This is a genomic window from Nakamurella sp. GG22 (assembly GCF_052976845.2).
On record NZ_JBRIIO020000023.1, the window covers coordinates 92,285 to 105,111 of the forward strand.

Annotated in this window: 12 protein-coding genes; 8 read left to right on the forward strand and 4 right to left on the reverse strand. The window is 69.4% G+C overall.

The genetic code is table 11. The features are described from left to right. The first annotated feature begins 3 nt into the window (after window positions 1–3). Both ACVBEQ_RS20835 and ACVBEQ_RS20840 read left to right on the forward strand, forming a co-directional pair. On the forward strand, window positions 4–723 hold the full coding sequence (locus tag ACVBEQ_RS20835) for an ANTAR domain-containing protein (RefSeq protein ID WP_447155227.1): 720 nt from the start codon (window positions 4–6) through the stop codon (window positions 721–723). Window positions 724–881: 158 nt separating this feature from the next. After that, the gene (locus ACVBEQ_RS20840; RefSeq protein WP_447155228.1) at window positions 882–1,913 is read left to right on the forward strand and encodes a hypothetical protein; all 1,032 of its coding nucleotides are present in this window, start codon (window positions 882–884) and stop codon (window positions 1,911–1,913) included. Window positions 1,914–1,921: 8 nt separating this feature from the next. Here the strand turns inward: ACVBEQ_RS20840 and ACVBEQ_RS20845 are convergent, their stop codons facing one another. Further along, on the reverse strand, window positions 1,922–2,302 hold the full coding sequence (locus tag ACVBEQ_RS20845; protein ID WP_447155229.1) for a hypothetical protein: 381 nt from the start codon (window positions 2,300–2,302) through the stop codon (window positions 1,922–1,924). Between the two features lie 137 nt (window positions 2,303–2,439). Next, on the reverse strand, window positions 2,440–3,222 hold the full coding sequence (locus ACVBEQ_RS20850; protein WP_447155230.1) for an SOS response-associated peptidase: 783 nt from the start codon (window positions 3,220–3,222) through the stop codon (window positions 2,440–2,442). 178 nt (window positions 3,223–3,400) lie between these two features. Between ACVBEQ_RS20850 and ACVBEQ_RS20855 the strand changes: the two genes are divergently transcribed. Then, window positions 3,401–5,785 (forward strand): serine/threonine-protein kinase, encoded by a 2,385-nt coding sequence (locus tag ACVBEQ_RS20855; protein ID WP_447155231.1) that lies wholly within the window; start codon window positions 3,401–3,403, stop codon window positions 5,783–5,785. An 81-nt stretch (window positions 5,786–5,866) separates the two neighbouring features. Here the strand turns inward: ACVBEQ_RS20855 and ACVBEQ_RS20860 are convergent, their stop codons facing one another. Continuing rightward, window positions 5,867–6,718, reverse strand: coding sequence for a serine/threonine-protein kinase (locus ACVBEQ_RS20860; RefSeq protein WP_447155232.1), 852 nt, complete (start codon window positions 6,716–6,718; stop codon window positions 5,867–5,869). A gap of 215 nt (window positions 6,719–6,933) precedes the next feature. On the opposite strand from ACVBEQ_RS20860, the gene ACVBEQ_RS20865 reads away from it, so the two are divergent. The 5 genes from ACVBEQ_RS20865 (at window position 6,934) to ACVBEQ_RS20885 (ending at window position 12,064) form a co-directional block, all read left to right on the forward strand. Beyond that, window positions 6,934–8,994 carry a cation:proton antiporter domain-containing protein gene (locus tag ACVBEQ_RS20865; protein ID WP_447155233.1) on the forward strand — a complete coding sequence of 687 codons (2,061 nt, stop codon included), beginning with the start codon at window positions 6,934–6,936 and terminating at the stop codon, window positions 8,992–8,994. Between the two features lie 49 nt (window positions 8,995–9,043). Further along, entirely contained in the window at window positions 9,044–9,598 is a 555-nt protein-coding gene (locus tag ACVBEQ_RS20870; protein WP_447155234.1) for a DinB family protein, read from the forward strand. A gap of 98 nt (window positions 9,599–9,696) precedes the next feature. Next, window positions 9,697–10,632: a cysteine synthase A gene (cysK, locus tag ACVBEQ_RS20875; protein WP_447155235.1), complete on the forward strand. Its 936-nt coding sequence runs from the start codon at window positions 9,697–9,699 to the stop codon at window positions 10,630–10,632. Then, window positions 10,632–11,207 carry a serine O-acetyltransferase EpsC gene (gene epsC / locus ACVBEQ_RS20880; protein ID WP_447155236.1) on the forward strand — a complete coding sequence of 192 codons (576 nt, stop codon included), beginning with the start codon at window positions 10,632–10,634 and terminating at the stop codon, window positions 11,205–11,207. Before cysK ends, epsC begins: the two co-directional genes overlap by 1 nt. A gap of 347 nt (window positions 11,208–11,554) precedes the next feature. Further along, window positions 11,555–12,064 carry a DUF4395 domain-containing protein gene (locus ACVBEQ_RS20885; protein ID WP_447155237.1) on the forward strand — a complete coding sequence of 170 codons (510 nt, stop codon included), beginning with the start codon at window positions 11,555–11,557 and terminating at the stop codon, window positions 12,062–12,064. 29 nt (window positions 12,065–12,093) lie between these two features. On the opposite strand, the gene ACVBEQ_RS20890 is transcribed toward ACVBEQ_RS20885, so the two are convergent. Next, window positions 12,094–12,827 (reverse strand): FHA domain-containing protein (locus ACVBEQ_RS20890; protein WP_447155238.1); only part of this gene is annotated, 734 nt, incomplete at its 5' end.

The following is a 12,827-nucleotide window of genomic DNA, read 5'->3' on the forward strand; positions in this document are numbered from 1 at the left end:
TGCGTGACTGATCCGATCGATCCGACAGGCGTGCTCGGTGAGCTGGCGAAACTGGTGGCCGCCGACCGGGAGATGAACCTGATCCTCGACGACGTCGTGGAACTGGTGCGGCGCCGGATCGAGGGTGCCGATGAGGTGTCGGTGACCCTGGTCCGGGACGAGAAGGCATCGACGGTGGCCTGCACCGGTTCGCTCGCGATGGACCTCGACGAATTGCAGTACGAGGAGGGCTACGGCCCGTGCCTGGACGCGGGGCGGACGGACGAGGTGAAGCACATCGTCGATGCGGCCACCGAGACCCGGTGGCCCCGTTACCTCCCGCGCGCGCTGGAGAACGGGCTCGGCAGCTCGTTGTCGGTCCCGCTGCCGGTGGAGAACTACCTGGTCGGGGCGATCAACATCTACTCCCGCACCCCGAGGGCCTTCGACGAGGGCAGCGTGGCCCTTGCGGTGGCCCTGGCCACCCACGTCACCGCCGCGCTGAGCGTTGCCGAGACGGCGCAGGGCCACCGCGACCGGGCCCTGCACCTGCGCCGGGCACTGGAGTCGCATGCCGTCATCGACCAGGCGAAGGGGATGATCATGGTGCAGCAGAAGTGTCCCGCCGACGTCGCGTTCGAGATGCTGCGCAAACTGTCGATGGACCAGAACATCAAGCTCTACGAGCTGGCGGCCGCGCTGGTGGCGAGCGGTTCGAACCACCCGGTTCAGCGGTCCTTCTGAGCCGGCAGGCTTTCCATTCCCGGTCGGATCATCCCGTTCGGGGGTATCGCGACGGCACGGGCGCCGGAACGATCGGATCGGGTGGTCCATCGACCGCTTGGGACGATCCGAGAGGTTGCCATGCCATTGGCGCAGCACGAACCGCAGGAGAAGCGGCGGTGATCAGCCGGCTCCGATCCGCCGCGCGGAAGTACGCCGGGTGGCTCGAGCGCACGCCGATCGGGTCCTTGTGGTCCCGACTGCTCGAGATCGAGTTCGTCGACCGGTCGGTCGCGCTGGCGACGAAACTGTTCGTCTCGCTCTTCCCACTGCTGATCGTTGCGGCGTCGGTGGCCCCGGACGGTGTCCGCCGCCAGATGATGGAGGCCGTCGCGGTTCGGCTGGGAATCACCGGAGATGCGCTGACGCTCGTTCGAGGAGCCTTCTCGACACCCGATGCCATCAGGTCCGCCACCGGACTCGTCGGTGTGTTGATGGCCCTGGCCTACGGCGTCTTCTTCACCACCGCATTGCAGCGTGCCTATCTGCGTGCCTGGCGTCGACCGCCCGGCGGTGGCCTGGGCAACAAGCGACGCGGGATGATCTGGGTGGCGGGCGTGATTGCCCTGCTGTACCTGCTCGGGGCGGCTCGCACGATGATCGGGGGCCAGGCCGGCACAACGGTGGCCTGGGTACTGGGCATGGTTCTCGGAATCCTCATCTGGTGGTGGACGGCGTGGCTGATGCTGCGCGGCGAGGTTCGGTGGCGCCCGCTGCTGCCCACCGCCGTGATCACCGGCCTCAGTGGGGCGCTCTACGCGATGTGCTCCGACATCTGGATGCCCAAGACGGTCACCCAGAACTTCGTCCAGTTCGGTGCCTTCGGCATCGCCCTGTCGTTGGTCACCTTCTTCACCGGGATGGCGTTCATCATCGTCGTCGGTGCGGTCGTCGGGCCGGTGCTGGCCGAGCGTGACGATTCGGTCGGGCGCTGGCTGCGTAGTGGCTCGGGCGGCACCGGTTCGGGCAGCGCGCTGGTCCCAGGAGCGCCACCACCGCTGCCCGGTCCGAGCACGCCCGTTCGGCTCTCAGATGCGTTCGGGCTGGATCGGTCCGGGGATGACGGCGCTGCCGACCAGGGAGAGCCGGCCGGGAGTCGGTCCGGGGATGACCGCGCGCCCGACCGGGAAAAGCCGGCCGGGGTGCAGTAGCGGTCCGGTCAGGTCGGCAGTTCGGCGATCCGGCAGGGGATGTCGTTGTTCTCGCCGAGGTGGTAGCTCGCGCACACCCGGTGGTAGCCGTCGGCGATCTGCATCGGGAAGCCTCGTTCGAGCGCTCCCCTGACCAGCAGGACCGGGGAGAGTCGTTTGCCCGCAGTCACTTTGGCCAGGTCCGCGGCAACGTGCTGGTCGTCGGCGGGCAGCAGGGGTAGTTGCGAGGAACGCAACATGTCCTTCGCCTTGAAGTGGGTGATGGTCGCCGTCTGCAGTTCCTTCACCGTCTTGGCAACCGTGTCGGGGGTGGTCAGCAGGGTGAGATACGAAGCGGCCGCGGGATAGTCGTGCTCGTCGGGTTCGTCTTTCCAGACAATGCTGGGCACGGGGAACTCCTCGTCGTCGGGCGCTCGTGGTGGTGACTTGGTGGTGACTATGAGTCAAGACACAGTGAACTCAAGGTAATCGAGCGCGGGTGACAAGCGCCACCGGAACGGACACATCACGCTGGCCGAGCGGTTGGTCAGGCTGACGGCATGTCCAGATCGAGCTGCTGCTGCACCGGTTCCGCAGAGTTGGCAGCCGGTTCGATCAACTCCGGCCCGTCGTTGCGAACACTGTTCACCGCCGTCGACACCCGCCGCGGTTGCAGGACGGGCTCGGGCAGCCCGTCCAGCAACCGGCGGGCGACCGCGGCATCACCGCTCGAGCAGTCCAGCCACTGGTCACGCAGGTCGGCGGGAACGAGGACGGGGCAGCGGTCGTGGATCTCGCCGAGCGTGTCGGTTGCCTGCCGGGTGATGACAGTGCATGTCCACAGCCATTTCTCGGGATGGTCGTCCGGTAGCGACGGGTCCGGCCACAGTTCGTAGAGGCCGGCGAACGCCAGCAGATCATGGTCGGCGTCGTGCAGGAAGTACGGGATCTTGCCGTCAGCGGTCTTCTGCCACTCGTAATAACCGTTCGCCGGCACCAGGCATCGGCGACGGGCGGCCGCCGTCTTGAAAGCCGGCTTCACGGTGACGGTCTCCTGCCGGGCGTTGATCAACCGGGCGGCGCCTTTGCGGTCCTTCGACCAGCTGGGCACCAGACCCCAGCGCACCGTGCGAAGCTGCCGGACCGGTGGTGCTTCCTCCTCACCGCCCTGCTCGCCACGCGGTCGACGTTCGAGCACCACCCGAACCGGGTCCGTCGGCGCGATGTTCCACGACGGCGCGAGGTCGTCCTCGGTGATCGCGTCGGGGTCGATCCCGAATTCGCCGTAGAGCCCGGCGGTGGTCGAAGAGTTCGCGTAGCGGCCGCACATGGGTCGATTGTGCCGCTCGACATGACGGGTGTGCTCCCGCGTATCAGGCTTGTATCAGCGCGAAGAGTTCTCACTCCTACGGATGGCCGTGGGAGTGATGCTGCCACGAGGTGTGACACTCCCGTTCGGCCGACGTTATGGTTGATTCTCTGGAACATTTCGGACGGGGGTACGGCAGGTGGTCCTCGCCGCTGGCGACGAATTCGCCGGTTACACCATCGAATCCGTGCTGGGCACCGGAGGCATGGGCGCCGTCTACCTGGCCAAGCACCCCCGACTGCCGCGCCGCGACGCGCTCAAGTTGCTCAATCCCGCCTTCTCCGGCGACCCCAACTTCCGCGCCCGCTTCGAGCGTGAGGCGGATCTGGCGTCGGGTCTGATCCACCGCAACATCGTCGCGGTCTACGACCGGGGTGCGGTCGACGGGCAGCTGTGGATCTCGATGCAGTACGTGGCCGGGGTGGATGCCTCGGTCGCCGCCCGGGCCGGCGACGGGTCGATGACGCCGCACCGGGTGGTGCACATCATCAGCGAGGTCGGCGCCGGACTGGATTTCGCGCACCGCTCCGGCCTGCTGCACCGCGACGTCAAACCGGCCAACATCCTGCTGGCCGCCTCCGACGACCCTTCGGAGCCGGAACACGTCCTGCTGACCGACTTCGGCATCGCGAAATCGACGGACGAGGTGCAGCACCTGACCGGGACCGGCAATCTGCTGGCGACCCTCGCCTACGCCTCGCCGGAGCAGATCGAGGCCAAGCATCTCGACCACCGGGTGGATATCTACGCGTTGGGTTGCGTGCTCTACGAGCTGCTGACCGGCAGCGTGCCCTTCCCGGAGAGCTCACCGTTCGCCACCATGACGGCGCATCTGAAGAACCCGCCGCCGCGCCCGTCGGAGAAGGTCCCGTGGCTGCCGCCGGGCTTCGACGAGGTGGTCGCCAAGGCGATGGCGAAGGACCCGGACGAGCGGTACAACAGCTGCCGGGAACTGAGCCTTGCCGCTCGCGCCGCGCTGGTGTCGGCGGATCCAGCCGCTTCCACCCCCACCCGCGCGGAGGTCGGCGCGCTGGCGACCGCGCCACCGGTGGGGGAGAGCGACCGCACCTCGGTGGAGCGGGCGAAGGCCGACGATCCCGTCGAGGCGATCTCGTTGACCACCCCCCGGCCGCCGTACACGGTGTCCGTCCGGCGGACGGCCCCCGCACAGGGCACGGTGTCCGAACTCGGTCCGGTCAGCACCAACTACCTGTCGACGAACAGCCGCATCGAGCTGGAGGAGCTGTTGCACCGGGCGAGGTTCTTCGCCCTGCCGCCCCGCCTCCCGCTGGTCGAGGTGGTGCCCGGTGACGTGCTGCAGGAGATCACCGTCGGCAACAACGAGGTCACCCGCACCGTGGTCTACGAGCGGGAGGGGGCGAAGCGTCCCAAGGAGCTCGACGACATCGTCAGCATGCTGGAGCGGCTCGCCGGCTGGCAGACGATCCGGCAGTCCCAGTCGCTCCCGCGCGCCGGTGCACCGGGTGGATGGACACCCACCGGCACGGTGGCGCCGCTGGGTGCCGTCGCCTACCGCTCGACCGAAGCCTTTCCGCCGCCGACCCAGGTCGGCACCGGCCCGGGTGCCTACTACGGCACCGGTCCGGTCCGGACCGGGGTGACGGGCCAGGGCGGTCCACCGCCGGGCGGTGTGCACCACTCCGGACCGCACCCGGCCGGGTACCCGCCGCAGTTCACCGGCCCGCAGACCACCGGTTCCACCCCGATCGCCGGCCGGTCCGGCGGGCTGCGCAAGTGGATCCTGATCGGTATTGCCGCTGTCCTGGTGATCGCCGGCGGAACGACCGCCGCCGTGCTGCTGACCAGGCAGGACACCACCGTCTCGGCACCGGCCACGCCCACCGGCCTGACCGCGACCGCGGAGGGCCGGGACGTCACGGTGACCTGGAACAGCAGCACCGGTGCGACCGGGTACACCCTCAGCCGCGGCGGCAAGGTCGTCTACACCGGCGTCGCGCCGCGGTACTCGGACCCCAAACTCGTGCCAGGTTCGTACAACTACACGGTGACGGCGTCGAACTCGGCGGGCAACACGTCGGCCGCGAGCGCTCCCGTGTCGGTGAACGTGACCGATCCGTGGGGAGCGGCGGCAATCGCCGTCGACGAGTTCCCCGACCTGCTGCCGGCCACCCCGACCGAGAAGGGCTACGGCGACGCCACCTGCTCGATCGCCAGCGACACCGAGGACAGCAAGGCCGACGCGATCATCTCCTGCACCGATCCGCAGGGCGTGTACTTCGAGGTGATGCACTTCCCGAGCGAGGCCGACAAGGACGCCTACATCGAACGGGACTGGGCCAACTCACCGACCATCGTCAACTGGAACATCGACGGCGAGGACAAGGGCATGATCTACCGCTCGGCGGATGACGAGGCCGAGCTGCCCTACATCATCACCACTTTCAGTGATCCGGAACGGGTGGACTACCTACTCTATGTCCACTGGAAGGACCACAAGATGAAGGAACTGCAGGACAGCTGGTGGACGCCGGCCACGTTCTGAGCCGGCAGTGTCCTGAGCCGGCAGAGTTCTGAGCCGGCAGTGTTCTGAGCCGGCAGTGTCCTGAGCCGGCCGGACGCGCGATCAACCCGCAGCGGTACGCAGTTCCGCGATCCGGTCGGCGACCTCCGCGGCCGTCGCCGGCCGATCGTCCGGCGGCGCCAGGCACGCGCGGACCAGGGCTGCCTCACCGGCGCTCAGCGACGGGTCGATCTGCGGCTCGGTGGTCTGCACCCGCCGGATCGCCAGCAGCGGCTGCCGTTCCGGGAGCTCGCCGTAGAGGCCCTTGCCGGTCAGTGCGCGGTGCAGGGTCGCGCCGAGCGCCCACACGTCCGTCGTCCGGGACGGCGGATCGCCGAGCAGCAACGACGGGTCGAGGAACTCGACGGACGTCTCCGGTGCCATCCCGGTGAGCGCGGCGCCCGCCGTCATCACCCGGGCCAGTCCCAGGTCCGACAGCTTCGCGCCGTCCTCGTGCAGCATCACGTTCCCGGGTTTGACGTCGCCGTGCGCCAGCCCCGCCTCGTGCAGGGCGTGCACGGCGCGCGCCGCGTGCTCGACCGCCCGCAGCACCTCCTGCCGGGCGAGTGGTCGCGCCGGGGCGGCCAGCGAACCCAACGGGAAGTACTCCATGGCGTAGAGGAAGTTGTCCTCCAGGACCGCGTCGTAGACCCGGGCGAGGTACGGCGAATCGACCGCCGCGAAGGCCCGGAGCTCGCGGGTGCCGCGGCGGAACGCGTCCTCGCTGCACTGGCCCGCGAAGACCTTGACCGCGACGTACTCGTCGTCGATGCCGAGCCGGGCAGGGGGGTGGGCGAGGTAGAAGCGGCCGTGATTGCCCTCGCCGATCAGCCTGACGACCCGGAAATCGGCCAGCACCGGCACTGCCTGTGCGGGCGTATCTTGCAGCACCACTCCGGACTCCTCGGTTCGCACTCCTCGCAGGGTGGGCGAGCAACGCAAATGGTATCCGCGGAGCCCTCGGGTCGCCCATCCGTTCTGCCTGATCCGGGGGGAGTCGTACCCGGTCGGCTGAACCGTCGTCCACGGCGTTTCCGCAGGACCGACCCTGCGTCACACTGACAGCATTCGGAGCACCCCTACCAACCGCAGGCGACGGCCGTTCCGACCGGCCGGGACAGGACTGCCGTATGCACATCGCCGGGCTGGTGTTCATCGACATCGCGATCATCATGATCGTTGCCAGGCTCTTCGGCCGGCTCGCCAGGGCGGTCGGCCAGCCGCCCGTCGTCGGCGAGATCATCGCCGGTATCGCGCTGGGCCCGAGCCTGCTCGGACTGCTGCCGGGCGACCTGGACGGCCGGCTCTTCCCGCCGGAGGTGCTGCCGTACCTGAACATCCTTGCCCAGCTCGGGCTGGTGCTGTTCATGTTCATCGTCGGCCTCGAACTGGACATGCTGCTGATCCGCGGCCGGGAGAAGCTGGCCGGGACGATCTCGGCCGCCTCGGTCGCACTGCCGTTCGCACTCGGTGCGGGTCTCGCGCTGCTGCTCTACCCGAGCCACGACCAGACCGCCCAGGGCCCGGTCGCCCCGCTCGCGCTCTCGCTGTTCCTCGGCGTCGCGATGTCGATCACCGCCTTCCCGGTGCTGGCCCGGATCCTCACCGACCGTGGGATGCACCGGACCTCCACGGGGGTGCTGGCGCTCGCCTGCGCCGCGGTGGACGACATCATCGCCTGGACATTGTTGGCGTTCGTGGTGGCCGTCGTGCAGGGCAACGGGCCACTGGACGTGCTGCGCATCGTCGCGCTGACGGCGGTGTTCGCCGGCGTGATGTTCGGGCTCGTCCGGCCGGCCCTGCGGCGGCTCAACGACTGGTACGTCCGGGTCGGCAGGCTAACCCCGGACATCCTGGCCGTCGTGCTGATCGGGGTGCTGGTCTCGGCCTACATCACCGAGATCATCGGCATTCACGCCATTTTCGGCGCGTTCGTGTTCGGCGCGGTGATGCCGCGGCAGGGCGCCGCCGACATGACCAGGGAGATCCTGGAGCGCCTGGAGCAGGTGAGCGTGCTGTTGCTGCTGCCGTTGTTCTTCGTCGTCACCGGGCTCGGCACCAACATCGGCGGCATCACCGGGTCGGGGGTGTGGCAGCTCGCGCTCATCCTGCTGGTCGCGATCGGCGGGAAGTTCATCGGCGCGTACGCGGCGGCCAGGGTGATGAAGGTTCCGGCGCGGCAATCGTCAGCGATCGGCATCCTGATGAACACCAGAGGGCTGACCGAGCTCGTCATCCTCAACGTCGGACGGCAACTCGGGGTGCTCGACGACGAGCTGTTCACCATGTTGGTGCTGATGGCCCTGATCACCACGGCGATGACGGGACCGCTGCTCAAGCGGGTGTACTCCGACCGGGTGCTGCAGCGGGACATCGCGGCATCGGAACGTGCCGCCCTCGGCCTGACGGACTCGTACCGGGTGCTGGTGCTCGTCGACGACCAGGAGCGCGCTCCGTCGCTGGCCGCGGTGGGCGCCGCACTGCTGGGCACCGGCCGGCCCGCTGAGCTGGTGCTGAGCCGGCTGATCGTCCGCCCGAAGGCGCCGCTCGAGGTGGGCGCCGCTGTGCTGCCCGATCTCGCCAGGATGGCCGGTGCGGTCGACGAACTGAACGCGCTGGCCACCGAGCTGAAGGCCCGCGGGGTGGCCTGCTCGGTGCTCAGCCGGTTCTCGACCGACCCGTGGAGCGACGTCATCGCGCAGGCGGCGGCGGTGGAGGCCGACGTCGTGGTGGTCGACCGTGAATTCGCCGACCGTGAACCGGCCGACCGGGCGCCGGTGGACCCGGAGTTCACCCTGGCCGTCGTCGGGCTCGGCAGGGGCGGCGTGACGGCAGGTGATGCCGTCGGCGTCGTCGTCGACGGCGGTGTCGACGGGCAGACGGCGCTGGTCGTGGCCTCCGCCGCGGCCGCCGCACTGGGCAGCACGCTGGTGGTGGCCACCACGGACGGCGGGCGGGCGGCGCGCAAGGTCGGTGCCGCGCTGGCGCCCGTCCGCGCCTCCGGTGTGACCGTGCAGATGGTGGACGGCACCGTCGCGGCCGGGAACACCGGCCTGGTGGTGGTCAGCCGCGCGGTGGCCGCGGCGGGTTCGCTGTCGACCACCGCCACGGTCGTCAGCGTCCAAGCCGGCCTCGACGACCGGGAGGCCGAACTCACCGAGCAACTGGCCAAACTCGCCGCTTCCGAGTGACGCCCGCCGGCTGATTCCCTGGCGGGCCGTGCGGCCTTAAGGTTGGCGCGTGTCCGAAACCCCGGTGGACCCGCCGCTGCCCGAGCCGGATGCCAAGGACTGGACCTGGGTCATCGATTCACCCTGCCCGGAATGCGGTTTCGATCCCGCAGCCCTGCCGCGCGCGCGGATCGCCGCCGACGTGCTGGAAACCGCCGACCGCTGGCAGGAGGTTCTCGCCCGGCCGCGGGTCGACGCCCGGCCGGAGGCCGGTGTCTGGTCGCCGCTGGAATACGCGTGCCACTGCCGCGATGTGTACACGGTGTTCGGTGAGCGGGCGGCCCTGATGCTGGACCGGCTCGACCCGATGTTCGAGAACTGGGACCAGGACGCGACGGCGGTCGAGAAGCGGTACTGGGAGTCCGATCCGGCGCTCGTCTCGACGGAGCTGCAGGCAGCCGCGCGGTCTGCCGCGGCCGTTTTCGCGAGGGTCGGCAATCCCGACTGGGCGCGGCCGGGCCGGCGCAGCAACGGGTCGGTCTTCACCATCGAGTCGCTGGGCCGTTACTTCGTGCACGACCTCGTGCACCACCTGCATGACGTCGGCGGCCGCCCCCCGGCCTGACGCCCCCAGGATGGCCAAGTGTGCCTTCGCGGCCCGCCCGCGTTTGCATCAGGATGCATGCGCGGGGGAAAGTCTCGACCACCGATGCAGGAGGATCCATGGCCAAGATCTACGACGACGTCACGAAGCTGATCGGCAATACCCCGCTCGTGCGGCTGAACAAGCTGACCGAGGGGCTTGAGGCGACCGTCGTCGCGAAACTGGAGTTCTACAACCCGGCGAGCTCGGTGAAGGACCGCATCGGCGTGGCGATCGTCGATGCCGCCGAGCGGTCCGGCGAGTTGCCGCCCGGCGGGACGATCGTCGAAGCAACCAGCGGCAACACCGGGATCGCGCTCGCCTTCGTCGGCGCCGCCCGCGGCTACAACGTCGTGCTCACGATGCCGGAGACCATGTCCAGGGAGCGCCGGGCGCTGCTACGGGCCTACGGCGCCGAACTGATCCTCACCCCTGGTCCGCTGGGCATGAAGGGCGCTGTGGAGATGGCGCAGGACATCGCGAAGGAGCGGCCCGGCTCCATCCTTGCCCGGCAGTTCGCCAACTCCGCCAATCCCGAGATCCACCGGCGCACAACGGCCGTCGAGATCTGGGACGACACCGACGGCGCCGTCGACATCGTCGTTGCCGGAATCGGCACGGGCGGGACGATCACCGGCGTCGGTCAGGTCCTGAAGGAACGCAAGCCCGGCGTCCAGATCATCGGGGTCGAGCCGGCCGAATCCCCGATCCTCAACGGCGGCGCACCCGGACCGCACAAGATCCAGGGCATCGGCGCCAATTTCGTCCCCGACATCCTCGACCGGACGATCTACGACGAGATCGTCGACGTCGACGCTGAGACGTCCGTGGCGGTCGCCCGCGATGCCGCCAGGCGCGAGGGCCTGCTGGTCGGTATCTCCTCCGGCGCTGCGATCCACGCCGCGATCGGAGTCGCCGCGCGCCCGGCGAACTCCGGAAAGCTGATCGTGGTGATCATTCCGTCCTTCGGCGAGCGGTACCTGACCTCGGTCCTGTACTCGGACCTGATGGACTGATGGCGGGCTTCCGGTCCGCTCTCACCCTGCTCCGCGAGGATCTCCAGGCCGCCCGCGATCGCGACCCGGCAGCGAGATCACTGGTCGAGATCGCCCTCGGGTATTCGGGCGTGCACGCGGTCTGGGCTCATCGGCTCGCCCACCGGATGTGGCGAGAACCCCTGCTCCGGTTGCCCGCCCGCCTGCTCTCGCAGGCGGCGCGGGTTGTGACCGGCATCGAGATCCATCCCGGCGCCCAACTCGGCCGCCGGCTGTTCATCGACCACGGCATGGGTGTGGTGATCGGCGAGACCGCGGTGGTCGGGAATGAGGTGCTGCTCTTCCAGGGCGTCACCCTCGGCGGCCGGTCGATGCGGCACGGCAAACGTCACCCCACCCTCGGCGACAACGTCACCGTCGGCGCGGGCGCCAAGATCCTCGGAGCGGTGTCGATCGGCTCCGGGTCTCAGGTCGGCGCGAACGCTGTGGTCATCACCGATGTCCCGACGAACCATATCGCCGTCGGGATCCCGGCCAGGATCCGTCCGAATCCGGGGTCATCGGCCGATGTGGACGACCCGGCGATCTACATCTGAGACCCCGACCCGGCGTTTCGCAGAGCCACCGGGAGGTGACCCGGGGTGAGCGGAACCATCGCCGGGTTGACATGGGCCAAATGGGTGGGGATCGTCGGGGTGTGCGCACCTCGATGACGGCCCCCGGACCGGCCCGCGTGCTGGTCCGTCGCCGGCACGTCGACAACATGCGCACCAGCACGGCCCTGTGTCGCGGCAACAGCTGACCACTCGTTTTCGCTGTCCCGCCCACAACGCCAGTGCTTCCGGAAAGAGATGTCTGTGACCATCAGCGACGAACTCCGGTGCGCATCGTGTGCAGCCACCGATGGCCCGACGGTCAGTGGCAACGCCTCGGGAGAAGCCCGATGACCACCCCGATCAAGAAGCTGCTGACGTTCCCGAACCCGGTCAACGAGTACGCGGCACGCTCGGTCGCCGGCATGGTGGTCCTGCTGTGCGTCGCGACCCTGGTGTTCCGCACGCCCTGGCTGCTCTGGCCGCTGGCGTCGGGCTTCGTGGCGAGAGTGGCGTCAGGCCCGCGGTTCTCGCTCTTCGGGCAACTGGCCACCAAGGTCATCGCCCCCCGCCTGGGCCCGCCCCGGCTCGTCCCGGGCCCGCCGAAACGGTTCGCCCAGACCATCGGGGCGACCCTGTCGGTCGGTGCACTGCTGGCGTACTACCTGTGGTCGCCCACCGTGTCGTGGGTGCTGGTCGCACTCATCACCGTCGCCGCGACGCTCGAATCGGTGCTCGGGTTCTGTCTCGGATGCGCCATCTTCGCCCGGCTGCAGGCGATCGGGATGATCCCGATGTCGGTCTGCGAGGCCTGCAACGACATCGGGCTCCGGCGGCAGAGTGCGAGCGCGACCGGCTGAACCGACTCGCGCGCCGGCACGGGATCCCGTCAGATCCGGGCGTGCGCCGATTCGAAGGTGAACATCCGGCGCCCGACCCGGACGTGCATCCCGGGGGCGAGTACGACCGGCTGCTGCGGCGCGAGCCGGGTCCACCCGGACTGGCCCGCGCCGGCGATGTGCGTGCCGTTGGCGGAGCCCCTGTCCAGCAGCAGCACGTCCCAGCCCTCGAGCCGGATCTCGGCGTGCACCCGGGACAGGGTGCCGCTGTCGTCGTCGAGCCGGATCGGCCGGAGCCTGCTGCGGATGACCGCCTCGTCCACCTCGGGGTTGCGGCCGATGAGGTAGTTGTCGTCCAACACGAACGTCGCACCGATGTCCAGCACCAGCAGGCCGAGGGGGGGTCGGCGGCCGTCGACCAGGATGCCGGTGCGCTGGTCCATCCGGATGCCACACACCGAGCAGAAGGACACCCGCGGGTCGTTGTGGTGGTTCCGCGAGCATCGGAAACCCTTGACCAGCACGTGTGACGGCTGGGCGGGTGAACCCGGGCGGGGCGCCACCGGTTTCGCGCCGGCCACCGGCAGTGGCGGCCGGCGGGCCTCGTGCACGTTCGAGCCGTGGATCCGGTCGGACACCCGGGGCGGGCGCAGCACCGGAGCCGGCGCGTCCGGCGGCGGCGGGGGTTGGGGTGCCGGCTGCACGGCTGGCGCGGGGGGTGGTGCCACCGGTGGCATCGATTCGTGCTTGTCCGTGGTACTCGGCAACCGTGGGCTGAGTCGGA